We start from the raw sequence: 24,867 nt of genomic DNA, 5'->3' as shown, positions 1-24,867 counted from the left end.
CCCGCCCGGCGCGCGTTACTTCTGAAGCTCGGTCCAGATCGCGGTATAGATCTTCTGCGCCTCGGGCGGGCAGGTCTTGGACAGCACGCCCGCGGCCTTCAGCTCGTCCGAGGGGTTGATCTCGGGCGCGTCCTGCAGGTCTGCGTCCATGAATTCGGCCGATCCCACGATGCCGTTGGCGTATTTGGCAAAGTTCGACAGCATCGCGGCGTTTTCGGGCGCCATGATGAAGTTCAGGAACAGCCTGGCGTTCTCGACATTCTGCGCATCCGCGACGATGGCCGCGTTGTCCATCCAGACCGGGTAGCCGTCGATCGGATAGCCATAGGCGATATCGGCGTTCTGCAGGCGCGCGCGCATCGAGGCGCCGTTCCAGTTCACGCCGGCGGCCAGGTCGCCCTTGGCGAATTTCTCGATATTGCCGTAATCCATCGACAGCCAGTGCTGCTTGGCCTCGACCAGCTTGTCGCGGACCTGTTTCAGCACCTCCTTGTCGGTGGTGCATTGTTCGCCGCCCATGTAGTAGATGGCGGTCGACATCACATCCATCATCTCGGGCACGACGTTGATCTTGCCCTTCAGCTCGTCGGGCGGATCGAGGTAGATGCCCGCGGTGTTGATGTCGCCGCCATAGACGCTGGTGTTCACCGTCATGCCCACGGTGCCCCATTGCCACGGCACGGTGTAGTTGCGGCCGGGGTCGAATTCCACATCCACCCATTGCGGGTCCATATTCTTGAAATTCTCCATCTCGTTGGGCCTGGATTCCATCAGCAGCCCCTCGGAGATGAAGATCGGCACATAGGTGCCCGAGGGCACCACGATGTCGAACCCGTGCCCGCCGGCCTTGATCTTGGCCAGCGCGGTGTCGTTGCTGTCGTAATCGGTGACCGTCACCTCGACATCGTATTCCTGTTCGAATTTCTCGATCATTTCGGGGCTGGTGTAGTTGCCCCAGTTGTAGATGTTCAACTGGCCCTCGGCCGAGGCCGCGCCGGCGACCGCCATCGCGGCAAGTGCGGAAAATGTCGTGGTCAGTTTCATGGGTGAACCCTCCTGTTGGTTCTCTTGGTTATTTCTTTTTCCGGCTGAGAAAGAAGAACGCGATCACAAGCACCACCGAAATCGCCAGAAGCGCGGTCGAGATCGCGTTGACCTCGGGTGTCACGACCCGGCGCAACTGTCCCAGCATGTAGGTGGGCAGTGTATCCTGTCCGGCGGATTTCACGAACTCGGTAATCACCACGTCGTCCAGCGAGATGACGAAGGCCAGCATCGCACCGGCCAGGATGCCGGGCCAGAGCTGCGGCAGCGTCACCCGGCGGAACACGCGCCAGGGCGTGCCGTAAAGGTCCATCGCGGCCTGTTCCAGGCTCAGGTCCATGCCCTGTAGCCGCGCCCGGATCGGCATGTAGGCGAAGGGGATGCAAAAGGCCGAATGCGCGATGATCAGGTAGAAAAGGCCGGTATATCCGGTGGCGACCTTGATCATGGCGAAAAAGATCAGCAGCGCGACGGCGGTCACGATCTCGGGCACCATCAGCGGCTGGTTGATCATGGCGAAGACGAAGGTATAGCCGCGGAACGTGCCCTGCCGTGTCGTCGCCAGCGCCGCCGGCACCGCGCAGCAGGTCGCGATCAGCGTGGCCCAGGTGGCGATCACCAGCGAGCGCACGGTGGCCGCCTGCACCTGCTCGTTCTGCCACGCGGTCTGATACCAGCGCCAGCTGAACCCCTCCCAGATGGCGACCGAGGTGCCGGCATTGAAGGAATAGATCACCAGCAGGACGATGGGCAGGTAAAGGATGACGAAACACGCCATCGCAACCGTGGCGAACCCGGTCTGGCGGCGGATGTCGAACCCCTTAGCCATGCCGCACCTCTTCGTTCCCGGCGGCGCGGACATAGAGGATCAGCGCCACCATCACGATCGCCAGCAGCGTCAGCGACAGCGCCGCGCCCAGCGGCCAGTTGCGGCCCGCGCCGAATTGCAGCTCGATCAGGTTGCCCAGCATAAGCTGCTTGCCGCCGCCCAGCACGCGCGGCGTGACATAGGCGCCCAGCGAGGGCACGAAGACCAGGATCGAGCCCGCGATCACCCCCGGTTTCGCCAGCGGAAAGATCACCTTGCGCAGCACCCGCCAGCGGCTTGCGTAAAGGTCGTATCCCGCCTCGACCAGCGTGAAATCGAACCGTTCGAGCGAGGCATAGATCGGCAGCACCATCAGCGGCAGATAGACATAGGCCATGCCCAGCAGGATCGCGAATTCGGTGAACAGCATCTGGATCGGTTCGTCGATGATCCCCAGCGCAAGCAGCGCGCTGTTGACCGTGCCCTCGGCGCGGATCAGTTCCATGATGGCGAAGGTGCGGATCAGCAGGTTGGTCCAGAACGGGATGATGATCAGCAGCATCCAGATATCGCGCTTTTCCCTGGGGCGCGTGGCGATGAAATAGGCCGTGGGAAACCCGAAGACGAAGGTCAGCAGCGCGGTCATCAGGGACAGCTTGATCGACCGCCAGAAAATCGACAGATGCGCATCGGCGAACCCGATTTCCTCGGTAAAGAAATCCTGTTCCATGACGACGCTGAACCAGGCGTCCGGCGACAGGCTCCACACCACGCCGCCGTAATCGCCGGGCGTCAGGAAGGAATAGATCAGCACGATCAGCAGCGGCCCCGAGGCGGCAAAGACCAGCACCGCAAGCGCCGGGGCCAGCAGCAGCCAGCGGGATCGTGTCGCTCTGGTCGTGGCTGCGTCGCTCATGCCGTCAGTCTCTCAGCACCTGGCCGACACCGGGGGCCAGCGTCACCTCGACGGCGTCGCCCACGGCGCGGGTCTGGGCCTGGTCGGGCTGGTTCTGCTGGCGCAGCACGAAGCGCCCGCCGCCCTCAAGCTCCACATGGTAATGGGTGTCGGTGCCGAAATAGACGACATTGGCCAGCGTGCCGGGCAGAACCGCCCCGGCGCCGCCCGACAGGCTGGCATGTTCGGGCCGCACCGCCAGCGTCACCGGGCCCGGCGCCACGTCTTCGCCGGGCGCACGCACCTGCGCCTCGGCGCCCGAGGGCAGGCGCACGGTGGCCTGCTCGCCCGCGATGGACAGCAGTTCCACATCCAGGAAATTCGTGTCGCCGATGAAATCCGCCACGAAGCGTTCGGCCGGGTGGTCGTAGATGTCGCGCGGCCCGCCGATCTGGCGAATCCTGCCGGCGTTCATCACCGCGATCCGGTCGGACATGGTCAGCGCCTCTTCCTGGTCGTGGGTGACGAAGACAAAGGTGATGCCGGTTTCCGACTGCAGGCGTTTCAGCTCAAGTTGCATGTCCTTGCGCAGCTTGAAATCCAGCGCGCTCAGCGGTTCGTCCAGCAACAGCACCTTGGGCCGCGGCGCCAGCGCGCGGGCCAGCGCCACGCGCTGCTGCTGGCCGCCCGAGATTTCCGAGGTCTTGCGGTCGGCCATCTCGGTCATGCGCACCAGCGCCAGCATCTCGTCCACGGTCTTTCCGACCTCGGCGCGCGGCTTGTCGAGCATTTCCAGCCCGAAGGCGATGTTCTGCGCCACGGTCATGTGCGGAAACAGCGCGTAGGACTGGAAAACCGTGTTCACCGGGCGCTTGTAGGGCGGCAGGCGCACCAGGTCCTGCCCGTCCAGAACGACCGTGCCGCTTGTGGGGTCGATGAACCCGGCAATGACCCGCAGCAGGGTTGTCTTGCCGCATCCCGAGGGGCCCAGAAGGGTAAAGAACTCGTTTTCCCGGATGGTGACCGAGACGGTGTCGAGCGCCGTGAAGGGTGCCCCGCGCCCGGTGAAAATCTTGCTGACTTCGCTGATCTCGATCACGTCCGCGCCCCCGATTCCCGATTTGATCAAAACTCAGCCCGCTTTCAAAAGCAAGTTTGACGGGCCGTGGGGCCCGGCGCGGCCGGGGATTTGCGGGGTCAGGTCAGGATTTGTGCAACCGGGGCGGGGGTGGTGCCGGGCACCCTTGCGCCAGCGGGCTTGCAAAACGCAAGCTGGGGGCGGAGAACAGGAAAAAACCGATAAGGGGGGATGACCCATGGCTGACGATACGATCTATACCTACCAGTCCATCGCGCGGTCGGTGCAGGATCATGGCATCGACACGATGTTCGGCCTGATGGGCGATGCCAACCTGTTCATGGTCGACCATTACGTGCGCGGCTGCGGCGGCACCTTCGTGCCCGTGGCCTATGAGGGCAGTTCGGTCCTGATGGCGCTGGCATGGTCGCATGTCACCGGCAAGGTCGGGGTGGCCACCGTCACCCATGGCCCGGCGCTGACCAACTGCATGACCGCGCTGGCCGAGGGCGCGCGGGGCAATATCCCGATGGTCCTGCTGGCGGGCGACACGCCGGTGATGGTTCCCCAGCATCTGCAAAGCATCGACCAGCGCGAGACGGTCAAGGCGGCCGGGGCCGGTTTCGAACAGATGCGCGCGCCCGAAACCGCCGCGCATGATGTCGCCAACGCCTTTTACCGCGCCCGGGTCGAGCGCCGGCCCGTCGTTCTGAACATGCCGGCCGATTTCATGTGGCAGGAAATCACGCATGAGAAGAAGATATTCCCGGTATTCTCGACCCCGTCCTATGTCCCCGAGGGCGACGGGCTGGACCAGGCGGTCGGCATGATCGCCTCGGCCCGGCGTCCGGTGATCCTGGCCGGGGCCGGGGCGGCGGGCGCGCGCGACCAGATCGGCCGCTTGGCCGACCGGCTCGAGGCGCCGCTGGCCACCACGCTCAAGGCCAAGGGGCTGTTCAACGATCACCCCTACAACATGGACATCTTCGGCACGCTCAGCACCGAGGCCGCCTATGACGTGATCGCCAAGGCCGATTGCGTGGTCGCCTTCGGGGCCAGCCTGCACAGCTTTACCACCGACCAGGGAAAGTTGATGAAGGGCAAGCGCGTGGTGCAGGTCAATGACGATGCCCGCGCGATCGGGCGCAACTTTCACCCAGACGCGGCGCTGGTGGCCGATGCGGGGCTGACCGCCGACAATATCGTCTACTGGCTGGACGAGGCCGAGATCCCGGCCTCGGGCTTCACCGCCGAGCTGGACATGGCGAAACTGACATGGCACCCGCCGGGGCAGCGCGACAAGGCCGCGCCGGATACGGTCAACTATGTCTGGGCGCTGGACCGGCTGGAAGAGGCACTGCCGAAGAACCGGCTGCTGACCACCGATGGCGGGCGTTTCATGACCGAGGTGTGGTGCCGCGTGTCGGCCCCCGATCCGCGCAGTTTCATCGCCACCACCAATTTCGGCTCGATCGGGCTGGGGCTGCAGGCGGCCATCGGCATGGGGCTGGCCGATACCGGGCGGCCCGTCGTGCTGTTCACGGGCGATGGCGGGTTCATGATGGGCGGCGTCAACGAGTTCAACACCGCCGTGCGGCTGAAACAGGACCTGATCGTGATCGTCTGCAACGACAGCGCCTATGGCGCCGAGCATATCCAGTTTCTCGACCGCAGCATGGACCCGGGCCTGTCGCAATTCGACTGGCCGTCCTTTGCCGAGGTGGCGACCGCGCTGGGCGGCACCGGCATCCTGGTGCAATCGGCGGAAGATCTGGAAAACGCGCTGGACCGGATCGAAAACCGCGACGGCCCGATCCTGCTGGAGCTGCGGCTCGACCCGCATGACGTGCCGCGGATGCGGATCTGACCGGGGCGCCCGCGCCCGCGATGGACCGGCCGCGGCGCCTGCGTTAACCTTTGCCAAACCGGGCGATGGGCGGCGGGATGAACCAGTACAGCACAGGCACGTTCGCGCAGGACGTTCTGCAATCCCTGGCCTGCGGGTTCGAGGACTGGAAAACCGTGTTCGGCGATCCGTGGGTCTCGGGCACGGTTTTCATGCTGGGCTATGGCGTGGCGGCCATCCTGATGCTGCGCGTCGCGCGGCGCGAAACCGGGCGCGAGGCGCTGTTCTGGCGGCTGAGCGCGTGGCTGTTCCTGTTCCAGGTCGTGAACACGCATCTCGACCTGCACGCATTCGTCGTCAGCTATGGCCGCTGCCTGTCGCGCGCGCAGGGGTGGTACGGGATACGCCATGACGTGCAGTACCTCGTTCTCGTCTGGTCGCTGGTGGCGCTTTGCCTTGTGCTGCTGGTGCTGCTGGCGGTGTTCTTTCGCAGCATCCTGCGCAACCTTCTGCTGATCCTCGGGCTGGTGCTGGCGCTGGGGACGACCTTCGTCAAGGCGGTGAATTACCATGACCTCGAACATCTTTATGCCGGGACGTTCGGGCCGTTCCGCGCGGTCGACCTGATCGAGCTGTCGGGCGTGGCCATCGCCCTGTTGGCCGGGTTGCTGAGGTTACGCCGCCCCGGCGCAAGCGGTGGGGAGGTGCGCGCCGGGAAAACCGCGCCGCGCAGGTTCTAACCCGGCGCATCTGTTGCTAACCTGACACCCGACACGAAACCGGGGGAACGCCGCGACCTTGCCGGAGCAAGGGGCGCGTCAGGACAACATGGCCAGAGCGAAGAATATCCTGTTCATCATGTTCGACCAGCTGCGCTGGGATTACCTGAGCTGTTACGGGCACAGGCACCTGCACACGCCCAATATCGACAGGCTGGCCGAATGCGGCGTGCGGTTCACCCGCTGCTACATCCAGTCGCCGATCTGCGGCTCGTCCCGGATGAGCACCTATACCGGGCGCTACGTGCATTCCCACGGCGCAAGCTGGAACGGCACCCCGCTCAAGGTCGGCGAGATGACGATGGGCGATCACCTGCGCAAGGTGGGCATGGATTGCTACCTTGTCGGCAAGACCCATATGCGCGCCGACGAGGAAGGCATGGCGCGGCTGGGGCTGGAGCCGGATTCGATCATCGGCGCGCGGGTCGGCGAATGCGGCTTCGACGTGTTCGAACGCGACGACGGGATGCTGCCCGAGGGGCCGGATGGTTATTACGACCCCGACGGGGCGAAGGAATACAACAAGTGGCTGAAGGCCAGGGGATACGAGTCCGACAACCCCTGGCACGATTTCGCCAATTCCGGTCTCGACGACGATGGCAACGTGCTGTCGGGCTGGTTCCTGAAAAACAGCGCCGAGGCCGCGAATATCCATGAACCCGACAGCGAAACCCCCTATCTGACCGGGCGGGCGATCGACTTCATGCAGGGCCATGTCGGCCCGTGGTGCTGCCACCTGTCCTATATCAAGCCGCACTGGCCCTATATCGTGCCCGAGCCCTATGCCGGGATGTATGGCCCCGGAGATGTGCAGCCGGTGGTGCGCTCGGACGCCGAGCGTGACAGCGACCACCCGGTGTTCCGGGCCTTCATGGGCAACAAGGTAGGCGAGGCGTTTTCCCGGCAGGAGGTGCGCGACGCCGTGATCCCGGCCTATATGGGGCTGATCAAACAGGCCGACGACCAGATGGGGCGCCTCTTTGCCTGGCTGGAGGAAACCGGCCGGATGGCGGACACGATGATCGTTCTGACCTCGGATCACGGGGATTTCCTGGGCGATCACTGGATGGGTGAAAAGACGTTTTTTCACGATGCCAGCACGAAGGTGCCGCTGATCGTCTACGACCCCAGCCCCGATGCCGACGCCACGCGCGGCACGGTCTGCGACGCGCTGGTGGAGTGCATCGACTTCGCGCCGACATTCGTCGATTTCGCCGGGGGGGAGCCCGCCACCCACATCCTTGAGGGCGAAAGCCTGCTGCCGATCCTGCGCGGGCAGGCGACCGATACGCGGCGCGACTACGTGATCTGCGAATACGACTACTCGGCCACGCCGGTGGCGCAGGCGCTGGGCGCCTCGGTGCGCGAGGCGACCATGTTCATGGTGGCCGACCGGAAATGGAAGCTGATGCATTTCGAAGGCGGCCACCGGCCGATGCTGTTCGACCTGGAAAACGACCCCGACGAACTACACGATCTGGGCGACAGCGAGGACCATACCGGGGTGATCGCGCAGATGTATGATAAGCTCTTCGCATGGGCGCGCCGCCCCGCGCAGCGCACCACCCGGAGCGAGGTGCAACTGGTCGAGATGCGCACCAAGTCCCGTGGCCGTGGCGTCGTCCTCGGGATCTATGACGAGAACGACGCCCCGCTGGAACTGACCGTGCGCTACCGTGGCCGCAAGGCGCCGGACATGAAGGGCGGGCCGGTCAGATGAGGCTCGGCAGGTAGGTCGCTATCCCCGGAAAGATCGCCAGGATGATCATGCCGATCACGAACAGCCCGACAAAGGGCCATGCGGCGGAAAACACCGTGGTCAGCTTGCCGTCGGGCCAGCCGCTTTTCAGCGCGAACAGGGTATAGCCGAAGGGGGGCGTCATGCCGCCCACGGTGATGTTCACCAGAAACAGCAGCCAGAACCAGATCGGATCGAAGCCGAGCGAGGCGACGATCGGCCCGTAGATCGGGATCACGATCAGCATCAGGGCGATCTGGTCGATGAACATGCACAGCAGGAAGGGCAGGGCCATCAGCAGGAACAGCATCGACCAGCGCCCCAGTTCAAGGCCGACGACCAGTTCCGCCAGCGCAGTCGCGCCGCCGGTAAAGGCAAGCAACTGGCTGAACAGCTTGGACGACGCCATGATGATCAGGATCATCGCCGCCACGCGGGCGCTGGCGGTCAGCGAGTCGCGGATCATGCGCAGGCTCAGCTTGCGGTAGATGGCGGCGGTGATCAGCGCGCCGATCACCCCCATCGCGCCCGCCTCGGTCGGGGTGGCCACGCCCAGCAGGATCAACCCCATCACCATCATGATGACGATGGAAAACGGCACCAGCCGCAGCAGCGCCATCGCCACCTCGCCCGCGCCGGGGCGCGAGACCGGCGCCTCGTCGCCGGGGGCAAGGGCGGGGTTCCGCCAGACCCGGAAAAAGGAATAGCCCAGGAACAGGGCCGCGAACATCAGCCCCGGCAGGATGCCCGCCACCAGAAGCCCGGCGATCGAGACCCCGGCGATGGTGCCGATGATGATGACCAGGACGCTTGGCGGGATCAGGGGGGCAAGGCTGGCGCCGGCCAGGATGTTGCCGATGGACAGGCGCGGATCGTAGCCGCGCCCGATCATGGCGGGCAAGAGCGACCGGCTCAGCATCGCGGCCACGCCCATCGCGGCGCCGGACAGCGTGCTGAACACCGTCGCCAGCAGGATCGCCAGCACGTATTGCCGGCCCTTCACATGGCCCACCAGCGTGTCGATGGACCGGAACAGCACATCGACCGCGTTTGACCGGAACAGCACCTCGCCCATCAGGATGAACAGCGGGATCGTCACCAGCGCGCCGGTGGTGGTGGTGTCGTAGACGCTGTTGATGAACATGCCGTACCCGGCCGGACCCATGATCGCGCCGACGGCGGCCAGGTTCACCAGCATGAAGGCGATGAACACCGGCAGGCCGAGCGCCATGAGGAACAGCAGCAGCCCGATGGCCGCGCTGACGGCGGGAATCCCCTCAAGCATGGCTGGTGTCCCCTGTCTGCAGGCGCGCGGTGGGCCTTGCCGCCACGCGCAGGAAATAGAGCCCGGCATTGGCCAGCCCGTAGGTGACGAAGGCGATCAGCGTCCATTTCGGGATGCGCACGGTGGTCAGGGTCGTCGTGCCCCGTTCGATCAGCCGCTGGGTTTCCTGCACGCTGATCCACGCGCTCCAGAGACAGACGATGGCGGCGACCAGGAACCCCACCCGCAGAAAGCGGTCGGCCCACCGCGCCGGCATCATGTCGGGCAGCAGCGTCACCGCGACATGGCCCCCCTCGCGGCTGAGCCACGGAATGACCAGAAAGACCGAGATCAGCAGCAGGAACGAGACGAAATCGCTGGCCCACATCGTCGGCGAGATAAAGAAATAGCGCACCGTGACCTCGTAGGCGTAGATCACGACGATCAACCCCAGGGCCACCGCGCCGCCCGCGAAACCGGCGAGTGAGATGGCATCGTGAATGCGCAGCACGCGGCGCCAGACACCTGTCGTTGGTCGTGTTGTCATCGGGCTCTCCACCGGGAAAACCGCCCCCGCCGGAACCGGCGGGGGCGATCATGTTTCAGGTTGTGCGGCTTCGGCTCAGGGGGTCAGCCCGGCCTTGCGGGCCATCTCGTCCATCTGGGCGATCGCGTCGGGGTTCTGCTGGGCGGCCAGGCCCATCGCGCCCTCGTACCAGGCCGCGCCGAGCTTGCCGAGATGCGCCTCGCCCAGTTCGGTGACGGTCATGCCTTCCTGTTCCAGCGTGGCCTCTTCGGCGGCGACCAGCCGGTTGAAGTTCTCGACCGCCTCGGCCTCGTATTCCTCGGCCGCGCGGGAGATGAGTTCCTGGGTCGCTGCATCGAGCCCGTTCCAGGTGTCGAGGCTCATGAAGACCGGGTGCCCGACCTGCCCGAAGGTGGGCCGCATCATGTAATCGGCCACTTCGTACCAGCGGAACCCGACCGCGCCGACCGTGGGCCAGGACGCCCCTTCGACGACGCCGCGTTCCAGCGAGGGATAGATCTCGCCGGCAGGCAGGACCACCGGGGAGCCGCCGAGCGATTCGATGATCGCGTGATAGATCGGGGTGCCGCGGATCTTCCGGCCTTCCAGCGCGTTGCCGGTCAGCGGCTCCTTGAGCATGATGTGATAGCCGTTGAGGTCATAGAGGATCGCGATCAGCTTCAGCCCGCGCTCCTGGTAATGCTGGTCGACGAAATCCCAGATCCCGGCCTCGCGCAGGTCGGCGGCGTTCCCGCTCAGCGCGTCCAGCGCCATGCCGACGGCGGTGTCGTTGTAATGGTAGGCGCCGTTGGTGAACAGCATGTCGAAAAGCCCGCGCGACACCGGGTCGAGCTGTTCGAAGGGCGGGATCGTCTCGGGGCCCATCCGCGTGAGCGTGAGCGCGCCGTCGGATTCGGTTTCGAGCTTGCGCAGGAACGGATCGAGCACCTCGGTCACGGGTGCGTAATTGTCGCTCCAGCTGCTGAGCACGCGCAGGTTTTCCGCCTGTGCGGCGGCCGGCGCCATCACGGCGGCAAGCGCGAGTCCGCGCAGGAACATCTTGAATGGTTGCATGTTTTCCTCCCCTTCCAACGCCGCACGGTCGTGGCTGCGACGATGCGACACATTAAGGGGTTATCGGCCATTCATGTCAAGAAATTAGGTATCTACGAATATTTAAATTGCTGATAAAGAAGGTTCATTCTGGAAATGGAGGCATCCGGCCCGTGCAGGTGCCCCGCGGGCCTGTGGTATATCGCCGCTGACGCCGGTTTTTCGTGGCCAGGTCGCCCCGTCTGCTGGTTAATTCGGTATCTAAGAATTCGGGGGCCTGCCGCGTGGCCGATTGCCGGGGCCGGGCGTTCCGAATACCGTGTCGCTTGATGTTGGAACCGATGAAGGCCCGAAAGGGATGGTCCGGGATGAACCGTGCAGTGCGTGATACGACCCCGCCCGAGGCCGGGGAAAAGGATCTGTTCGAGCTTTACGGCGACGAGCGTATCGCGCATCTGACGCGGCTTTGCGCGCGGGGGTTCAACCGCTCGCTGACGCTCCGGCTGGCCGAACACGGGGTGTCGTTCGGGCAATGGGTGTTCCTGCGCATCCTGTGGAAAGAGCAGGGCCTGACCCAGCGCGAACTGAGCGAACGGGCGAACCTGACCCAGCCGACGGTGCACACCGCGCTCGGCAAGCTGGAACAGCAGGGTATCGTGATCCGCCGCACCGAGGACGGCAACAAGCGCAAGCAGCATGTCTACCTGACCGACGCGGGCAAGGCGCTGCAGGCGGTGCTGGAGCCGCTGGCGGTCGAGGCGAACGAGGCCGCCCTGCAGGGGCTGGATGCCGATGACGAGGACGGGCTGCGGCGCCTGCTGATCCTGATCCTGCAGAACCTCGCCACCGACGAGGCCGAGGCCGAGGCGCGCGGGCAGCGCGTTCCGCCCACCCGTGGCGGCACGGTCTGAGGGCGCGGCGCTTTCCGGCCTGCCCGCCGGATGCTAGCCTTTCGCCATGAGCGACGAGTACATACGCGGCTACCTGTCCGACAAGACCCCAAGCGCCGTTCCGGTGTTCATGGCGTTCCGGGATCACGCGCTTGCCGCGGGCGAGGACGTGAGCGAAAAGGTCTCGCGCACGATGGTGGCCTGGAAAAGGACACGCAGCTTTGCCACGGCCTATGTGAAGGGCCGGTACCTGGAATGCTCGATCGACCTGCTGCACCCGGTCGAACACAGGCATCTGAGGGCGTCCTTCCACACCACGAAAAAGGTGGTCACCAATCGCTTCACGCTGGAACCAGACGAGGAGGTGGACGCCGAGATGCAGGCCTGGCTGCGCGAGGCCTATGCCGATGTGGGGCTAGGCACCGCGAAACGCGACAGATAGGCCTTTCACTGGTCCGGGGCGTCGAGCAATCGCGCGACCTGCCGGGCGGTGGCCTTTGCCGATCCCGGATTCTGCCCGGTCACCAGTTGGCCATCGGTAACGACATGCGACACGAAGGGAAGCAACGCCTTCTCATACCGTGCGCCGCGCCGCTTCATCTGCGCCTCGGCGTTGTAGGGCATCTCTTTCGCGACGCCCGCCAGCACCTCTTCGCGCCAGGAAAACCCGGTCACGCGGTGCCCGCCGACCAGCAGCGACCCGTCCGACAGGCGTGTGTTCAGCAGCCCGCAATAGCCATGGCAGACCGACGAGACGACCTTGCCGTCCTCCCACAGCGTGCGCGTGATCTGCTGCAGGCCCGCGCTGTCGGGGAAGTCCCACATCACCGCATGGCCGCCGGTGAAATAGATCGCGTCGAACCCGGCCGTGTCGATCTCGTCCGGTCTGGCCGTTTCGGCCAGCATCTCCATTTTCGCCGGATCGTTCAGCCAGGCTTTCGCGCTGGCATCCAGCAGCGGCCATTTCAGCGCGCGCGGCTCCAGCGGCACTGCGCCGCCCTGCGGGCTGACGATCTGCTGCTCCCAGCCCTTCGCCGCGAAGACATCCCAGGCGTGGGTCAGTTCCGACAGCCACAGCCCGGTGGGATGCGAGGGGTCTTCGTAATGCGCCACGTTCGTGACGACATGCAGGATGCGTTTGCTCATGTGGTGGCTCCTTTCGTTGTCTGGCGGGCGTTGCGCAGCCATGCGCGATACTGCCGGTTGCGGCGGCGGGTGCGCAACTGGTCGCGCAGCAGCACGCCCGGCGCCCAGGCCGAAGGGTCGGGGTGCTTGCCCGCGCCCATGCGGCGCAGTTGCAGCTTGGTCATCGCCATGGTTGCAAGGCCCGCAAGCGCCCGCCGCTTCCAGTGAACCGCCGGCACCGTGACGGCATGTTCGCCCTTTTGCCAGCGGTTCGCCAGGTCGGGCGCATAGGCCAGCGCCTGCGCGATGCCGACCATCGCGACACCGGCGCGGCCATCCTCGGGGGCAAGCGCATCCCCGGCGGTTGCGCGGCGGCGAATGCCCCCCGTCACCATCACCGGCATTTCGGCCACCGCCACGATGTCGCGCGCGAAATCGAGGAAATAGGCCTCGCGCGCGCGGGTGCTGGCGCGCTTGTTCTCCTCTTGCGGGCGGCCATGCATGGCGGGGCTTTCATAGCTGCCGCCGGAAATCTCGACCAGGTCGACCGCCTCGGCATTCAGCATCCGCACCACCGCCACGGCGTCCGCCGCGTCGAACCCGCCCTTCTGGAAGTCGGCGGAGTTCAGCTTGACGCCGACGCCGAAGCCAGGGCGGACGCGGGCGCGCACGGCGCGAACGATCTCGATCAGGATGCGGGCGCGCTTCTCCAGGCTGCCGCCCCAGTCATCGTCGCGCCGGTTGGTCAGCGGCGACAGGAACTGGCTCAGCAGGTAGCCATGGGCGGCGTGAATTTCGATACCGTCGAACCCAGCCTGTTCCGCCAGTGCGGAGGTCTCAGTGAACTGGCCGATCACGCGCCGGATATCGGCCTCGGTCATGGCGCGGGGCTGGGCAAAGAGTTTCGAATACCCCTCGATCTCGACCGGCACCGCCGAGGGGGCGATGGCGTCGGGGCTGGTCGCGGCAAAGACCTGCCGGCCGGGGTGGTTGATCTGCATCCACATCCGCGCGCCCTGCGCCTTGCCCGCTTCGGCCCAGTGACGGAACGGCTCCAACGGCTGATGCCCGTCCAGGATCACCCCGCCGGGGCCGGTCACAGCGTCGGCCGCGACCATGACGTTGCCGGTGATCAGCAACCCGCTGCCGCCATCGCCCCACTGACGGTAGAGTCCGCGCAGCGCGGCGCCGGGCAGATGCGCGGCATCGGCCATGTTTTCCTCCATCGCCGCCTTGGCGATGCGGTTGGGGATGACCTGCCCGTTCGGCAGGGTCAGGGGCTGAAACAGTTGTGAAGGCGTGGAAGTGTCGAACATGTCTGCGATCCTTGATTTCCGGTCGCAGCCTATATAGGGTTTAAACCTAGGTTTAAGGTCAAGGGCCGTTTCCATGAAAATCGGAGAAATCGCGAAAGCTGCCGGCGTTACCACCTCGCGCATCCGGTTTTACGAGCGCAAGGGCATCATTCCTGCCGCCGATCGCGGGACGAACGGCTATCGTGACTACCCCGAGGAGCTGGTCACGCAGCTGCGCTTCATCGAGCAGGCGCAGGGGCTGGGATTTTCGCTGCGCGAGATTGCCGATGTCGAGATCGGTACGGGCGAGCACATCGTCTCGTGCACCGACGCGCTGGCGCTGCTGGCCAGGAAGCATGAAACCGTCACGGCGCTGATCGCCGATGCACAGGACCGCAAACGCCGGATCGAGGCGCTGATGGCCGAGCTGGAGACGAGCCGGCGGCTGGCCTGAGCCGCCGTTTGCTGTGCGATGCCCGGGCTGCTGCGCGGCCGTTCCGGGCTGGCTGCGGATCGAATGGATGATGCTTTACCGGGCGACAAGCCAGCGATGCAGGACCCGGGTCAGCCAGGGCACGATGAAGGCCGTGGTAAGCCCGGTCAGGATCAGCGCGACCACCAGCAGCCCCAGTGGCTCGGGCAGGGGGGCGGTGACGGGGCGCAGCAGGGTGACCAGCACGATAAGCGCCGGATAGACGGCCAGCATGCTTGTCGCCCAGCGTTTCCACAGCAGCGGCGGTTTTGGCTGGCTCGGCATGGAAACGATCGGCTCGAACCAGATATTCGACCCCGCGGCCTGCTGGCGCGAAACATCGGCGATCGACATCGCCTCGATCTCGTCCATCAGCGCGTTGCGATCCGGCAAGGCACGCCAGCGTTCCAGCGCCGCGACATCCCGGAACCGGGCGAGGATGTAGAAATCGGTGCCCAGCCCGCCCTCGCGCCGGATGGTGTCGAGGCTGGCGAACCCGTCGAACGTGACCAGAATCTCGTTCAGTTGCGCAAGCTTGCGCGCGCATGTGTCGGCATCCTCGTGCCGGACCCGGAGCGCCGTCAGGATACACCCGGGCGGCTGGTCGAGAAGCTGCGCTGTCACCATGACGATCCCTTCCGCAATTCAGGGCCTGCCTATCCGTGCCCGCGTGAAATGGGAACGCATCGAAACGCCGCAGGGTTTCACCCGGCCCGTCGGCCCCGGTCAGCCGCCGAAGGCCACGGCCAGCGCGGGCGGCAGGTCGAACTCGCGCAGAACCCGCTGCCGCCCCTCTTCCGACATCTTGCGCGCGGTGCGTTCGACGATTTTCTGCAGCGCCTCGGGGCTTTGCGTGCCGGAGAAGGGTGCGAAATACCATTTCAGGAAGGTAAAGCAGATCACGTCCTCAAGCGCCTGAACCTCCGGGTCGCGCTTGATCCCTTCCTTGCGCAGCAGCACGCCCGCGCGATCGCGCTCGGCGGCGTCATACCCGGCCCCGGCCATAATCGCCGCCACGCGGTCGGCATGGCGGCGGGCCTGTTCGCGCCGCCAGGCGTGATACCCTTCGCGCCCTTCGGGATATGCGCTGCGCGGCAGCAGCCAGCGTTCGATATGCTGGCCGCGCGCGGCGATCTGCAACACCTCGCCGGCATCGGGAAACAGGCGGGCCAGCTCGGCGCTCATCCGCTCGCCATAGAGCAGGGCGGCGGGGCGGCCGTCCTCCTGCCCGGGATCGGCGGCATTGGCCGCGTCGATGGCGGACAGCGCGCGCGCCAGGCGGTCGCTGCCGGTCATCCCCGGCTCCAGGCCAGCGCGGGGTCTTCCTCGACGAAATCGCGCAGCGCGGCCAGGTCCGAGATCTCGGCGCGGTTCTGCGTGATCTTCACGCCCTGTTCGCGCAGCTTTGAGAATGCGCGGCTCAGGCTTTCGGGTTTCATCCCCAGCCGCCCGGCGATCAGCACCTTGTCATAGGGCAGCGTGACGTCGCATTTGCCGTCCTCGCAATGCGCCAGTTCCAGCAGGAATTCGGCCACCCGCTGCGCCCCGGTGCGCGATTTCAGCGCCTCGATCTGGGCGACCATGCCGTGCAGGTGCGCGAAGGTGGCCGACAGCATCGACAGCGCAATTTCCGGGTCGCGGCGGATATTGGACAGGAACTGTTCGGCCTCGATGCGCAGCAGGCGGCACTGGCTGGCCGCCTCGGCCGAAACAGGGTAGACATCGTTGCGGAACGCCACCGCCTCGCCGATCGAGCGGCCGCGGGTGAACACGCCCACCACCGCCTCGGTCCCGTTGGGGGTGATGCGAAACAGCTTCACCCAGCCCGACAGCACGATATAGATCGCGCGCGCCCTTTCCCCTTGCAGAAAGACGGTCGTGCCCCGGTCGTATTCCCGGACCATCGCGTTTTTCAGCAACTGGTTCTGAACGTCCGTCGACAAACCGCTCAACAACATGGTGGCGGTTGCCAGTTCCCGGTCCTCTGCGCGCATGAGATGCCGCTCCCGTTCCTGCCGTTGCCGGGATAATAGGAAAGCTCGCGGCCCGAGTCGACAGCAGACAGGGCCCGGCGGGGCGGCAAAACGGCGCCGCTGCACCGCTCCGGCCGGGGTGGGGGCGAAACGCCGCTCAGCCGCGCCCCTCGGCCTCGTCGATCAGGCGTTGCACCCAGGCGGTGACGGCGAAATTCGCCGGCAGCCCGAGCGGCAGGCCGATCAGAAGAGCCGTGACCGGCGGCATGGCGGGGATGCCCACCGCCTGCAGCATCAGGAACAGCAGGAAGAGGTTGATCGCCACCGCCGCCGCCGTGAACGGGTAGAGCATCAGCCACAGCCTGCGGGGTGCGGGGCCGAACAGGCGTTTCATCGCATCGCCTCCGCCGGGGTCGCGCGGGCGGCAAGGCTGCGCGCGATCAGCCGCGCGGTGGCCGGCCATTCGATGAAAGGCGGCAGCACCGGGCCGGTGAACCCCGCCGCGTCCAGCGCGCGGGGCAGGTCGTCGCTGTAATGGCCCGAGCGCAGGGCGAAAAACGGCAGGCAGAGCGCCTGGCCAAGATCGCGCGCGGCGGTTTCCAGCCGCGGCTCCTGCTCGACAAAGCCGGTGGCGACGCGCCCCATGCCCAGCCGCAGGGCCAGCCGCGCGGCAAGGGCGCGGGTGGTCTCGGCGTTCTTCTGCGACACCGCGCTGCCATGGGCGGCGACGAACAGCCCGGTCTCGCGCGCCGCCCAGCCCTGCCGGTCCAGCGTTGCCGTTATCGCGTCGGCCACCGCCGCGTCCAGTTCCGGCTCCAGCCCGAAGGGGGGCAGGATATGCAGGCCGAAAGGTTGCGCGCGCTCGGCCAGCGGTTTGCGCACGAACCAGCCCTTCGCCATGAAGAACGGATAGATCAGCGGCCTGTCCAGATCGGCCACCGCTTTTTCGAACGCGCCGGGGGCGGCCAGGGTGGTGCCCCCCACCCGCAGCCCGGGGGCCTGCGCGGCCACCCGTGCGGCCAGGTCGCGCAACGCCTCTTCCTGCGGGGCGGGGTCGGACGGGCTGCCATGGGCGACGATCAGAACGCCGCCCTCAGTGGCTGGTGCCGTCGGAAAAGGTGATCTTGTTCCAGACATTGTATTTCCCCGAGGGTTTGCGCATCGGCAGGCGCCGGACCTCTTCAAGCGTCCGCGCATCGTAGACGATCACGGCGCCATCGTCTTCCCAGATCGACACGAGCGCGTGGCGCCCGTCGCGGGTAAACTCGATATGCGCCACCGTCTTGCCCGGCGCGGGGTCGAGCGTGCGCACGATTTCCAGCGTGTTCTTGTCGATCACGTGCATCTTGTCGCGGTGCGGGCCGAAAAAGACATCGGCCCAGACATAGGGCGAGTTTTCGTGGCTGCGCAGGAAGAACCCCGGCCCCATGGTTTCGATCGTCTTTACCACCGACCAGTCGCTTGTGTCGATCACCGACAGGCGGCCCTCTTTCAGGTGCGGGGTGGCCATCACCTCGCGGCCCTGGCTGGTCCAGCTTATGCCCGATCCCAGGTGCGGCATCCCGGGCAGGGGCAGGTCGGCGATCTCGCGGCCCACGTCCAGGTTGACGACAACCCCCTTGTCGCCGCTGCGGCTGGCGCCGATCAGGTGGCGGTAGTCGGGGGTGAAGAAGAAATCGTCCAGCGGTTCGGCCACCTTGATGCGGCGGCGGGCGAACAGGCCCTGTTCGGCCCCAAGCGCCTCTTTCATGTCCTTTTCGTGGCTGTGCACGAAGCCGTCGTGGAACGGCCCGGCATCGGGCGTGGTGCCGATCTCCCATATCTCGGGCGAATCCTTGAGCGCGAGGATGAAGCTTTCGCGCTGCGGCGCCTGGTAGACGGCGGAAACCCGGCTTTCCCGGCCATCCGCGTCGATCACGCGCCGCACATGGGCGACCGACAGGTCGTCCGCCGACAGGATGGTGACGGAATGCGGCAGGTAATTGGCCACCGCGAGCCATTTGCCATCCGCGCTCATGGCGATGTTGCGGCTGTTGATCCCGGCGCGGACGCGGCCCACCTCCTGCAGTGACCAGATATCGTATTTCTGTACCCAGCCGTCGCGCGACATGACAAAGACATAGCGACCGTCGGGGCTGAATTTCGGGCCGCCATGCACGGCAAAGGGCGTGGCGAAACGGTCGAGCACCTCGAACGTGTCGCCGTCCAGAACGCTGACATGGTGATCGCCGGTTTCCACCACCAGCGTGATGTTCATCGGATCGCCTTTGAAAACCGGGGCCGCGGCAGGGGTATACTCGGGCGACAGGGCACGGGTCGCCTCGATCTCAGCAGCATCCCATGTCGGAATGCCGGGCAGCGGGGTGCGCAGGTATGCGGCCACCGCCGTGATATCCGCGGAGCCGAGCGTTCCGGCAAAGCCGGGCATCTGCGTGGCGGGCCGGCCATGCGCGACGATATCGTCCAGATTCTCGCCGCGCAGCCGGGTCAGCGATTCCGGGATCAGCGCCGGGCCGATCCCGCCCAGCCGCGCCTCTCCGTGGCACGAGGCACAGAGGTCGCGGTAGATTTCCGCGCCGTCCGGCCCGGCATGGGCGGTGCCCGCAAGGGCAAGGATCGTGGCGATGACCGCCGGGCCGCGCAGCCCGGTTTTAGAAGAAACGATGCGCGGGATCATGGCGTTTTCCCCTGAAGGGTGTGACGGTCAGGCGCTCGCCTTCGGGCGTGCCCAGTCCGATTTCGGCATTCGACAGATAGCAGGCCGGGTCTTCGGCCCAGGGATCGCCCGAAACCTGAAGCGCGCGGATGCGGGTATTGCCGCCGCACACGTCCTGGAACGCGCAGGCCCCGCAGCGCCCTTTCAGCGGGCGGGGGCGCTGGCGCAGGGTGGCCAGCATCGGGTCGTCCCCGGTCCAGAGTTCGGAAAACGGCGTCGTTTTCACGTTCCCCACGGTGTAATCCGACCAGTAGGTATCGGGATGCACGGTGCCCAGCGGGGCGATATTGGCCACCCCCAGCCCCGAAGAATTGCCGCCCCAGGCGCGCAGGTGATCGGCCACGTGTTCGGCGCGACCGGCATCGAAATTGCGCTGCACCCAGTTCAGGAAATACACCGCGTCGGCATCGTTGTTGCCTGTGACGATCTCAAGCGGCTGGCCCTCGGCCTCGGCCACCCAGGCGCGGTCGATCAGGATGTCCATCGCGCGGCGGGTGCGTGCATGTTGGGTGTCGTCGCCGCGATGCTTGTCGCCGCGGCCCGCATAGACCAGGTGCGACAGGTAGAACTTGTCGACGCCTTCGCCATCGCACAGGTCCAACATGTCTTCGAGCATATGCGCGTTGTCTTCGGTGATGGTGAAGCGCAGCCCCACCTTCACACCGCGCCGCTTGCATTCGCGCACGCCCTGCAGCGCCGCGGCATAGGCGCCGTTCACACCGCGGAACCAGTCGTTCATGTCGCCGATCCCGTCGAGCGAGATGCCGACATAATCGAAGCCGAGGTCGGCCACGCGCTGCGCGGTGCTGTCGATCAGCCTGGTCCCGTTGGTGGACAGCGCAAGGTAGCGGAAATTCAGGCTGCGGGCGCGTTCGGCCAGATCGAAGAAATCGAACCGCGACAGCGGTTCGCCCCCCGACAGGATCAGCGCCGGGATGCCAAAGCCGTGCAGGTCGTCCAGAACGCCCATCGCCTGTTCATGGCTCAGCTCGCCGGGAAAATCCACGTCGGCCGAGGTGGTGTAACAGTGCCGGCAGCGCAGGTTGCAGCGCCGGGTCAGGTTCCAGATCACCACGGGTTTCACCGGGCCGTCTCCGCGACGGGTGCGCACGGGCGTGGGATGGACCAGTTCGCGCATGTATTGGGAAAGGCGGAACATCGGTTATCCTCCGTTGGCAAAGCGCATCCCGGTCTTTTTCAGGATGCGGCTGGAATACAGGATGTCGCTGGCGCGGCAGGCGGGGCCCAGCAGGCGCGCGATCTCGGCGCGGTGCGCCTCGACCTCGTCGCGGCTGGTGCCGTGGATCATGGCGAACAGGTTATAGGGCCAGCCGGGCAGGGCGCGCGGGCGCAGGTAGCAATGGCTGACGAAATCCAGCGCGCCGACCTGCGTGCCCAGCCCCTCGGCCGCGTCATCGCTTACGTCCCAGACGCTCATGCCGTTGGCGACCATCCCCAGGGCATAGTGGTTGGGCGCCACGGCGATGCGGCGGATCACCCCGTCCTCCAGCATCCGGGCCATGCGCGCGATCAGCTCGTCCTCGGGCAGGTCCAGCCAGGCCGCCACCTCGGCATAGGGGGTGGGCGACAGCGGCAGGCCGCTGGCGGTGGCGGTCAGGATCTTGCGGTCTGTGGCGTCGATTGTCATGCCGGAACCCGGAAGCCGATGAAGAATTCTTGCAGTTTCGGAAAGCGCAGAACGGTCAGGCCCGTTTCCGCCTCGATCCGGTCCGCCACCCGGGCGATCGCTTCGGGCCGGTCGCAGGCCAGCACGAACCACATGTTCAGGCGGTGGACACGTTCATAATTATGCGCCACCTCGGGATGGGCATTGACCAAAGTCACGACCGCTTCGAAACGTTCCGCGGGCACCTCCATCGCGCACAGGCAGAACGCGCCGCCCATCGCCTCGGCGTCGATGAAGGGGCCGAAGCGGGTGATCGCGCCCAGGTCGCGCAGGCGATGGACGCGGTCGATCACCTCGCTTTCCGCCAGCCCGAGCGCCTCGCCCACGGCGGCGAACGGGTGGCTGCACAGCGGAAAGCCGTCCTGCAGCACGTTCAGCAGCAGGCGGTCGGTGGCGTCCAGCGCGTCGGGGGGCAGGGGGGTGCGGCGCATGTCAGGCCGCCTTTCCGCCGGGTGCGGCCAGTTGCGCGCCGGTCTGCCTGAAACAGCGCAGCGAGAACAGCGCGCGGTGCCGGGCCCCGGCCAGGTCCGGCAGGGCGGCGGCGCGCTCCAGCACCGCCAGCGCCTCGGCCCGGCTGCGGGCGTGGATCATGGAGTATAGCGGGTAGTCCCAGACCCCCGGCACCGTGCGGCGCTGGTAGCACAGCGTCACGCCGGGATGTTGCGACAGCGCGGTTCCGGCCGCCGCGATGCGATCCCCGGGCAGCGACCAGACCACCATGGCGTTGGCCGTCCAGCCCACGGCGCGGTGGCGCACGATCACGCCCACACGGGTCAGGATGCCGGCCGCGGACAGCGCGGCGATGCGGGCAATCGCCTGATCCTCGGGGCGGTCCAGCGCGGCAAAGGGCCGGGGCACCAGCGGCAGGCCCTGCGACAGCGCGTGCAGCAGCGGGCGGTCGTCGTCGCGTAGCACGCTCAAATCCGGCTCACGCGCGGGCGGCAAGGCCCGCCGCGTCCCGCGCAGGGCGAATCCGAGGTCGATATTGAAGGGCCGCACCAGCCGCAGGTCGAGCACCCGCAGGCCGGTGGCCGCGCTGATCCGGTCCAGGCTGGCCTGTAACGCCGCCGGGTCGGGCGCGGTGGCGACGAACCACAGGTTCCACGCGTCCTCGCGCAGGTAGGAATGGTTGACTCCGGCCTCGGTATTGACCATCTGCGCCACCTGCTCGATCCGGTCCTCGGGCACGGCCATCGCGGCCAGGGTCGAGGCGCCGGCGGTGTTGGGCCGCACGGTGGCGCCCACCCGCGCGATGCGCCCTTCGGCCCGCATCCCGGCCAGCCGGGCGATCACCTCGGCCTCGCTCACGTCAAGCCGGTCGGCCATCGCGGCAAAGGGGCGGGGCACCAGCGGCAGGTCGCGCTGGAACTCGTCCAGCAGGCGTTGGTCCAGCGGATCGAGATGCGCAACCATCGCCTACAGCCCCGGCTGGTGCGCGCGGGCGGTGAAGAAGATGCCCGATGGCGCGGTGGCGTCGATCTCGGCCAGTTTCTCGAACGTGCGGGTGTCGTAGATCAGCACCTTGTTGTCGTCGCGCGACGACATCCAGACCTCGGCGCCGCGCGGTGCGAATTCCATGTGCAGCATGGCGCGGCCCGGCTCCAGCGTTTTGACCACGTCATGCGTGCGCGAATCCACCACCTGCACCACCCCGTTCAGCGGCGTGGCATAGTTGACCCAGACGTAAGGAGAGGCCGGCTGCGCGATGATGAACACCGGTTGGCCATGCACCGGCGTGCGGCCGGTTTCCTGCAACGTGGCCCGGTCCACCCACAGCAATTCGTGGCGGCCCACGGCGGGCAGCACGAACTGCCCCTCGGAAAAGGCCCAGCCCTGCAGGTGCGGCATCTTGTAGACCGGCATGTCGTCCTCGACCTTGCCGTAATCCTTCAGGAACTTCGTTGTCACCGGCGGGTCGGCCCAGAGGTCGATGGCGACCACGCCCTTTTCCCCGAACAGCCCGACAAGATAGGTGCTGGCATCTTCGGTCACGACGGCGTCGAACGGGTTGGCCCCGGCCACGCCCAGCGACGTGATGGCGGGCTCGGCCCCGGAAAAATCGCCGATGAACACTTCGCCCGTGTCCCATACGGCCCAGGCGAAACGGCGGCCCGGCAGATCGGCAAGCCCGATGGTCTTGCCCGCCATCGGCACGTCGGCCACCAGCTCCAGCGTGTCGGCGTCGAACACCCTGACCCCGCCGGGGGTGTAGTTCGACACCGCCACCAGCCGGCCATCGTCCGAGATCGCCCCGCCGATGGAATTGCCCGCCTGCACGGTGCGCGCGACAACTTCGCCGGCCAGCAGGTCGACCTTTGACAACCCGCCGTCACGGGCAAAGACATAGGCGAAACGTTCGTCGGGGCTGTAGGTCATCGAGGCATGGGACAGATCGCCCAGGCCCTCGATACGGGCCAGCGCCGCGCGGTCCGAGCGATCGACCAGCACCAGCGAGCCGCTGGCGCGTTCGATCACCAGCCCCAGGTCGCCGGTGGCGCGGATCGCCGTGTCGGACAGGGCGGTCAGGGGCAGCAGGGCCATGGCGGTGGCGGCAAGCAGGCGTTTCATCGTGCGGGCTCCATTGTCAGAAGGTATTGGGCGATCCACAGCGCCTCGGCCTCGGTCAGCAGCGGGCGCCAGGGCGGCATGGCGGTGCCGGGCACACCGTCCAGGATGATGCTGGCCAGCGCCTCGGGCGGTGCGCCGTCCAGCACATCGCGGGTCAGCGGGCTGCCCAGCCCGCCCTTCATCGTCAGGCCGTGGCACGATCCGCAATCCTGGATCACCATATGCTCCAGCTCGGCGGCGCGGGGGGCGGGCATCTCGGCCCGGACCGGCGCGGCGCCCAGCAGCAGGCACAGGCATAGTGCGGCCTTACGCATAGGCGGCCACCCTTTCGGCATCGGCCATCCCGTCCTGCGGGCAGAGCGACACGACATGCCCGATCACGAACAGCACCGGCGCGGCGGGATCGGCCCGCGCAACATCCTCGGGGATGCGGACAAGGGTGGACAGGATGCGCGTTTCGCGCGGCGTGGTGGCGGCGCTGACGGCCATCACCGGCAGGTCGGCGGGCAACCCGTGCACCATCAGCTGCGCCGAGATTTCGGCGATGTTCATCGCGCCCATGTAGATGACGAGCGTCGTGTTCTCGCAGGCCAGCGAGGCCCAGTCGAGATCCAGCTGCGCGTCATGCGCGCGGTGGCCGGTGACATAGCGCACGCCGGTGGCCAGCCCGCGATGGGTCAGCGGCACGCCGGTCGAACAGGCCGCGCCCTGCGCCGAGGTGATGCCGGGCACGTATTCGAAGGCGATCCCGGCGGCCCGCAGTTCCGCCGCCTCTTCGCTGCCGCGGCCGAAGATCAGCGGATCGCCGCCCTTCAGCCGCACCACGGTCAGGCCCTCGCGGGCCAGGTCGACCAGCAGCGCGTTGATCTCGTCCTGCGGCACGCGGTGGCGCCGGGGCATCTTGCCCACGTCGATACGCTGGGCGGCGGCGGGCACCAGCGCCATGATCTCGGGGCTGACCAGCCGGTCGAACACCACGATATCGGCGGATTGCAGCGTCCTGAGCGCCCTGACGGTCAGCAGGTCGGGATCGCCCGGCCCCGCGCCGATAAGGAATACCTTGCCCGGTTTGATATCTTTCATGGCTGGCTCTTTCGCTGACATATCTCG

At 66.6% G+C, this 24,867-nt stretch carries 28 protein-coding genes; 6 read left to right on the top strand and 22 right to left on the bottom strand.

Going from position 1 to position 24,867, the window contains the following annotated elements; all coding sequences use genetic code 11:
* Positions 1-15: 15 nt before the first annotated feature.
* Genes F3H87_RS11185 through F3H87_RS11170 form a run of 4 tightly spaced genes read right to left on the bottom strand, consistent with a single transcriptional unit; the run spans position 16 to position 3,846 of the window.
* On the bottom strand, positions 16-1,044 hold the full coding sequence (locus F3H87_RS11185) for an ABC transporter substrate-binding protein (RefSeq protein ID WP_149788665.1): 1,029 nt from the start codon (positions 1,042-1,044) through the stop codon (positions 16-18).
* A gap of 28 nt (positions 1,045-1,072) precedes the next feature.
* Complete coding sequence (locus tag F3H87_RS11180) at positions 1,073-1,873, bottom strand: ABC transporter permease (protein ID WP_149788666.1); 801 nt, start codon at positions 1,871-1,873, stop codon at positions 1,073-1,075.
* Positions 1,866-2,768: an ABC transporter permease gene (locus F3H87_RS11175; RefSeq protein WP_149788667.1), complete on the bottom strand. Its 903-nt coding sequence runs from the start codon at positions 2,766-2,768 to the stop codon at positions 1,866-1,868. The genes F3H87_RS11180 and F3H87_RS11175 overlap by 8 nt, the downstream gene beginning before the upstream one ends.
* Positions 2,769-2,772: 4 nt before the next feature.
* Positions 2,773-3,846, bottom strand: coding sequence for an ABC transporter ATP-binding protein (locus F3H87_RS11170; protein WP_149788668.1), 1,074 nt, complete (start codon positions 3,844-3,846; stop codon positions 2,773-2,775).
* Positions 3,847-4,063: 217 nt separating this feature from the next.
* Between F3H87_RS11170 and F3H87_RS11165 the strand changes: the two genes are divergently transcribed.
* From F3H87_RS11165 to F3H87_RS11155, 3 genes are all read left to right on the top strand, one after another.
* The gene (locus F3H87_RS11165; RefSeq protein WP_149788669.1) at positions 4,064-5,692 is read left to right on the top strand and encodes a thiamine pyrophosphate-binding protein; all 1,629 of its coding nucleotides are present in this window, start codon (positions 4,064-4,066) and stop codon (positions 5,690-5,692) included.
* 77 nt (positions 5,693-5,769) lie between these two features.
* Complete coding sequence (locus F3H87_RS11160) at positions 5,770-6,411, top strand: hypothetical protein (RefSeq protein WP_149788670.1); 642 nt, start codon at positions 5,770-5,772, stop codon at positions 6,409-6,411.
* Positions 6,412-6,499: 88 nt separating this feature from the next.
* Positions 6,500-8,170: a sulfatase-like hydrolase/transferase gene (locus tag F3H87_RS11155; protein WP_149788671.1), complete on the top strand. Its 1,671-nt coding sequence runs from the start codon at positions 6,500-6,502 to the stop codon at positions 8,168-8,170.
* Here F3H87_RS11155 and F3H87_RS11150 read toward each other — a convergent pair.
* The 3 genes from F3H87_RS11150 to dctP all read right to left on the bottom strand — a co-directional run bounded on the left by F3H87_RS11150 (position 8,163) and on the right by dctP (position 11,052).
* On the bottom strand, positions 8,163-9,473 hold the full coding sequence (locus F3H87_RS11150; protein WP_149788672.1) for a TRAP transporter large permease: 1,311 nt from the start codon (positions 9,471-9,473) through the stop codon (positions 8,163-8,165). The two genes, F3H87_RS11155 and F3H87_RS11150, sit on opposite strands and share 8 nt — an antisense overlap.
* Complete coding sequence (locus F3H87_RS11145; RefSeq protein ID WP_149788673.1) at positions 9,466-9,999, bottom strand: TRAP transporter small permease; 534 nt, start codon at positions 9,997-9,999, stop codon at positions 9,466-9,468. Before F3H87_RS11145 ends, F3H87_RS11150 begins: the two co-directional genes overlap by 8 nt.
* Positions 10,000-10,074: 75 nt before the next feature.
* Complete coding sequence (gene dctP / locus F3H87_RS11140) at positions 10,075-11,052, bottom strand: TRAP transporter substrate-binding protein DctP (protein WP_149788674.1); 978 nt, start codon at positions 11,050-11,052, stop codon at positions 10,075-10,077.
* A gap of 359 nt (positions 11,053-11,411) precedes the next feature.
* On the opposite strand from dctP, the gene F3H87_RS11135 reads away from it, so the two are divergent.
* Positions 11,412-11,942, top strand: a complete 531-nt coding sequence (locus tag F3H87_RS11135) for a MarR family winged helix-turn-helix transcriptional regulator (protein WP_223228034.1) — start codon at positions 11,412-11,414, stop codon at positions 11,940-11,942.
* Positions 11,943-11,988: 46 nt separating this feature from the next.
* Positions 11,989-12,363, top strand: a complete 375-nt coding sequence (locus tag F3H87_RS11130) for a DUF5655 domain-containing protein (RefSeq protein WP_149788675.1) — start codon at positions 11,989-11,991, stop codon at positions 12,361-12,363.
* Between the two features lie 5 nt (positions 12,364-12,368).
* On the opposite strand, the gene F3H87_RS11125 is transcribed toward F3H87_RS11130, so the two are convergent.
* Together F3H87_RS11125 and F3H87_RS11120 are read right to left on the bottom strand one after the other, a co-directional pair.
* Entirely contained in the window at positions 12,369-13,067 is a 699-nt protein-coding gene (locus tag F3H87_RS11125; RefSeq protein WP_149788676.1) for a type 1 glutamine amidotransferase domain-containing protein, read from the bottom strand.
* Positions 13,064-14,362 (bottom strand): NADH:flavin oxidoreductase/NADH oxidase family protein, encoded by a 1,299-nt coding sequence (locus F3H87_RS11120; RefSeq protein ID WP_149788677.1) that lies wholly within the window; start codon positions 14,360-14,362, stop codon positions 13,064-13,066. Before F3H87_RS11120 ends, F3H87_RS11125 begins: the two co-directional genes overlap by 4 nt.
* Positions 14,363-14,435: 73 nt before the next feature.
* Between F3H87_RS11120 and F3H87_RS11115 the strand changes: the two genes are divergently transcribed.
* The gene (locus F3H87_RS11115) at positions 14,436-14,795 is read left to right on the top strand and encodes a MerR family transcriptional regulator (protein ID WP_149788678.1); all 360 of its coding nucleotides are present in this window, start codon (positions 14,436-14,438) and stop codon (positions 14,793-14,795) included.
* 75 nt (positions 14,796-14,870) lie between these two features.
* On the opposite strand, the gene F3H87_RS11110 is transcribed toward F3H87_RS11115, so the two are convergent.
* The 13 genes from F3H87_RS11110 to cobA form a co-directional block, all read right to left on the bottom strand.
* The gene (locus F3H87_RS11110; protein WP_149788679.1) at positions 14,871-15,440 is read right to left on the bottom strand and encodes an antibiotic biosynthesis monooxygenase; all 570 of its coding nucleotides are present in this window, start codon (positions 15,438-15,440) and stop codon (positions 14,871-14,873) included.
* Positions 15,441-15,539: 99 nt separating this feature from the next.
* Positions 15,540-16,109 carry a DUF4202 domain-containing protein gene (locus tag F3H87_RS11105; RefSeq protein WP_149788680.1) on the bottom strand — a complete coding sequence of 190 codons (570 nt, stop codon included), beginning with the start codon at positions 16,107-16,109 and terminating at the stop codon, positions 15,540-15,542.
* Entirely contained in the window at positions 16,106-16,807 is a 702-nt protein-coding gene (locus F3H87_RS11100) for a Crp/Fnr family transcriptional regulator (protein WP_149788681.1), read from the bottom strand. The genes F3H87_RS11105 and F3H87_RS11100 overlap by 4 nt, the downstream gene beginning before the upstream one ends.
* 136 nt (positions 16,808-16,943) lie before the next feature.
* Positions 16,944-17,180, bottom strand: a complete 237-nt coding sequence (locus F3H87_RS11095) for a hypothetical protein (RefSeq protein ID WP_149788682.1) — start codon at positions 17,178-17,180, stop codon at positions 16,944-16,946.
* Positions 17,177-17,923 (bottom strand): sirohydrochlorin chelatase, encoded by a 747-nt coding sequence (locus F3H87_RS11090; protein ID WP_149788683.1) that lies wholly within the window; start codon positions 17,921-17,923, stop codon positions 17,177-17,179. The genes F3H87_RS11095 and F3H87_RS11090 overlap by 4 nt, the downstream gene beginning before the upstream one ends.
* Positions 17,880-19,463: a nitrite reductase gene (locus F3H87_RS11085; protein WP_149788684.1), complete on the bottom strand. Its 1,584-nt coding sequence runs from the start codon at positions 19,461-19,463 to the stop codon at positions 17,880-17,882. The genes F3H87_RS11090 and F3H87_RS11085 overlap by 44 nt, the downstream gene beginning before the upstream one ends.
* The gene (nirJ, locus tag F3H87_RS11080; RefSeq protein ID WP_149788685.1) at positions 19,438-20,661 is read right to left on the bottom strand and encodes a heme d1 biosynthesis radical SAM protein NirJ; all 1,224 of its coding nucleotides are present in this window, start codon (positions 20,659-20,661) and stop codon (positions 19,438-19,440) included. The genes F3H87_RS11085 and nirJ overlap by 26 nt, the downstream gene beginning before the upstream one ends.
* A gap of 3 nt (positions 20,662-20,664) precedes the next feature.
* Complete coding sequence (ahbB, locus tag F3H87_RS11075) at positions 20,665-21,150, bottom strand: siroheme decarboxylase subunit beta (RefSeq protein ID WP_149788686.1); 486 nt, start codon at positions 21,148-21,150, stop codon at positions 20,665-20,667.
* The gene (locus tag F3H87_RS11070) at positions 21,147-21,620 is read right to left on the bottom strand and encodes an Lrp/AsnC family transcriptional regulator (RefSeq protein ID WP_149788687.1); all 474 of its coding nucleotides are present in this window, start codon (positions 21,618-21,620) and stop codon (positions 21,147-21,149) included. Before F3H87_RS11070 ends, ahbB (F3H87_RS11075) begins: the two co-directional genes overlap by 4 nt.
* A gap of 1 nt (position 21,621) precedes the next feature.
* Positions 21,622-22,602, bottom strand: a complete 981-nt coding sequence (ahbB, locus tag F3H87_RS11065) for a siroheme decarboxylase subunit beta (protein WP_149788688.1) — start codon at positions 22,600-22,602, stop codon at positions 21,622-21,624.
* Between the two features lie 3 nt (positions 22,603-22,605).
* Positions 22,606-23,757: a cytochrome D1 domain-containing protein gene (locus F3H87_RS11060; RefSeq protein WP_149788689.1), complete on the bottom strand. Its 1,152-nt coding sequence runs from the start codon at positions 23,755-23,757 to the stop codon at positions 22,606-22,608.
* Positions 23,754-24,071 carry a c-type cytochrome gene (locus F3H87_RS11055; protein ID WP_149788690.1) on the bottom strand — a complete coding sequence of 106 codons (318 nt, stop codon included), beginning with the start codon at positions 24,069-24,071 and terminating at the stop codon, positions 23,754-23,756. The genes F3H87_RS11060 and F3H87_RS11055 overlap by 4 nt, the downstream gene beginning before the upstream one ends.
* Positions 24,064-24,840: a uroporphyrinogen-III C-methyltransferase gene (gene cobA, locus F3H87_RS11050; RefSeq protein WP_149788691.1), complete on the bottom strand. Its 777-nt coding sequence runs from the start codon at positions 24,838-24,840 to the stop codon at positions 24,064-24,066. The genes F3H87_RS11055 and cobA overlap by 8 nt, the downstream gene beginning before the upstream one ends.
* Between the last annotated feature and the right edge of the window lie 27 nt (positions 24,841-24,867).

The sequence above is a fragment of the Lutimaribacter pacificus genome, from assembly GCF_900142185.1.
Lineage (GTDB): Bacteria > Pseudomonadota > Alphaproteobacteria > Rhodobacterales > Rhodobacteraceae > Lutimaribacter > Lutimaribacter pacificus.
Note: the sequence above shows the minus strand (reverse complement) of the source record. Positions and strands in the feature narration are given on the sequence as shown.

What these genes read in the sequence shown, in the direction of transcription:
- F3H87_RS11185 (WP_149788665.1), bottom strand. Translation starts at nt 1,044, where the DNA reads ATGAAACTGACCACGACATTTTCCGCACTTGCCGCGATGGCGGTCGCC.
- F3H87_RS11180 (WP_149788666.1), bottom strand. Translation starts at nt 1,873, where the DNA reads ATGGCTAAGGGGTTCGACATCCGCCGCCAGACCGGGTTCGCCACGGTT.
- F3H87_RS11175 (WP_149788667.1), bottom strand. Translation starts at nt 2,768, where the DNA reads ATGAGCGACGCAGCCACGACCAGAGCGACACGATCCCGCTGGCTGCTG.
- F3H87_RS11165 (WP_149788669.1), top strand. Translation starts at nt 4,064, where the DNA reads ATGGCTGACGATACGATCTATACCTACCAGTCCATCGCGCGGTCGGTG.
- F3H87_RS11160 (WP_149788670.1), top strand. Translation starts at nt 5,770, where the DNA reads ATGAACCAGTACAGCACAGGCACGTTCGCGCAGGACGTTCTGCAATCC.
- F3H87_RS11155 (WP_149788671.1), top strand. Translation starts at nt 6,500, where the DNA reads ATGGCCAGAGCGAAGAATATCCTGTTCATCATGTTCGACCAGCTGCGC.
- F3H87_RS11150 (WP_149788672.1), bottom strand. Translation starts at nt 9,473, where the DNA reads ATGCTTGAGGGGATTCCCGCCGTCAGCGCGGCCATCGGGCTGCTGCTG.
- F3H87_RS11145 (WP_149788673.1), bottom strand. Translation starts at nt 9,999, where the DNA reads ATGACAACACGACCAACGACAGGTGTCTGGCGCCGCGTGCTGCGCATT.
- dctP (WP_149788674.1), bottom strand. Translation starts at nt 11,052, where the DNA reads ATGCAACCATTCAAGATGTTCCTGCGCGGACTCGCGCTTGCCGCCGTG.
- F3H87_RS11130 (WP_149788675.1), top strand. Translation starts at nt 11,989, where the DNA reads ATGAGCGACGAGTACATACGCGGCTACCTGTCCGACAAGACCCCAAGC.
- F3H87_RS11125 (WP_149788676.1), bottom strand. Translation starts at nt 13,067, where the DNA reads ATGAGCAAACGCATCCTGCATGTCGTCACGAACGTGGCGCATTACGAA.
- F3H87_RS11120 (WP_149788677.1), bottom strand. Translation starts at nt 14,362, where the DNA reads ATGTTCGACACTTCCACGCCTTCACAACTGTTTCAGCCCCTGACCCTG.
- F3H87_RS11115 (WP_149788678.1), top strand. Translation starts at nt 14,436, where the DNA reads ATGAAAATCGGAGAAATCGCGAAAGCTGCCGGCGTTACCACCTCGCGC.
- F3H87_RS11110 (WP_149788679.1), bottom strand. Translation starts at nt 15,440, where the DNA reads ATGGTGACAGCGCAGCTTCTCGACCAGCCGCCCGGGTGTATCCTGACG.
- F3H87_RS11105 (WP_149788680.1), bottom strand. Translation starts at nt 16,109, where the DNA reads ATGACCGGCAGCGACCGCCTGGCGCGCGCGCTGTCCGCCATCGACGCG.
- F3H87_RS11100 (WP_149788681.1), bottom strand. Translation starts at nt 16,807, where the DNA reads ATGCGCGCAGAGGACCGGGAACTGGCAACCGCCACCATGTTGTTGAGC.
- F3H87_RS11095 (WP_149788682.1), bottom strand. Translation starts at nt 17,180, where the DNA reads ATGAAACGCCTGTTCGGCCCCGCACCCCGCAGGCTGTGGCTGATGCTC.
- F3H87_RS11090 (WP_149788683.1), bottom strand. Translation starts at nt 17,923, where the DNA reads ATGTCTGGAACAAGATCACCTTTTCCGACGGCACCAGCCACTGAGGGC.
- F3H87_RS11085 (WP_149788684.1), bottom strand. Translation starts at nt 19,463, where the DNA reads ATGATCCCGCGCATCGTTTCTTCTAAAACCGGGCTGCGCGGCCCGGCG.
- nirJ (WP_149788685.1), bottom strand. Translation starts at nt 20,661, where the DNA reads ATGTTCCGCCTTTCCCAATACATGCGCGAACTGGTCCATCCCACGCCC.
- ahbB (WP_149788686.1), bottom strand. Translation starts at nt 21,150, where the DNA reads ATGACAATCGACGCCACAGACCGCAAGATCCTGACCGCCACCGCCAGC.
- F3H87_RS11070 (WP_149788687.1), bottom strand. Translation starts at nt 21,620, where the DNA reads ATGCGCCGCACCCCCCTGCCCCCCGACGCGCTGGACGCCACCGACCGC.
- ahbB (WP_149788688.1), bottom strand. Translation starts at nt 22,602, where the DNA reads ATGGTTGCGCATCTCGATCCGCTGGACCAACGCCTGCTGGACGAGTTC.
- F3H87_RS11060 (WP_149788689.1), bottom strand. Translation starts at nt 23,757, where the DNA reads ATGAAACGCCTGCTTGCCGCCACCGCCATGGCCCTGCTGCCCCTGACC.
- F3H87_RS11055 (WP_149788690.1), bottom strand. Translation starts at nt 24,071, where the DNA reads ATGCGTAAGGCCGCACTATGCCTGTGCCTGCTGCTGGGCGCCGCGCCG.
- cobA (WP_149788691.1), bottom strand. Translation starts at nt 24,840, where the DNA reads ATGAAAGATATCAAACCGGGCAAGGTATTCCTTATCGGCGCGGGGCCG.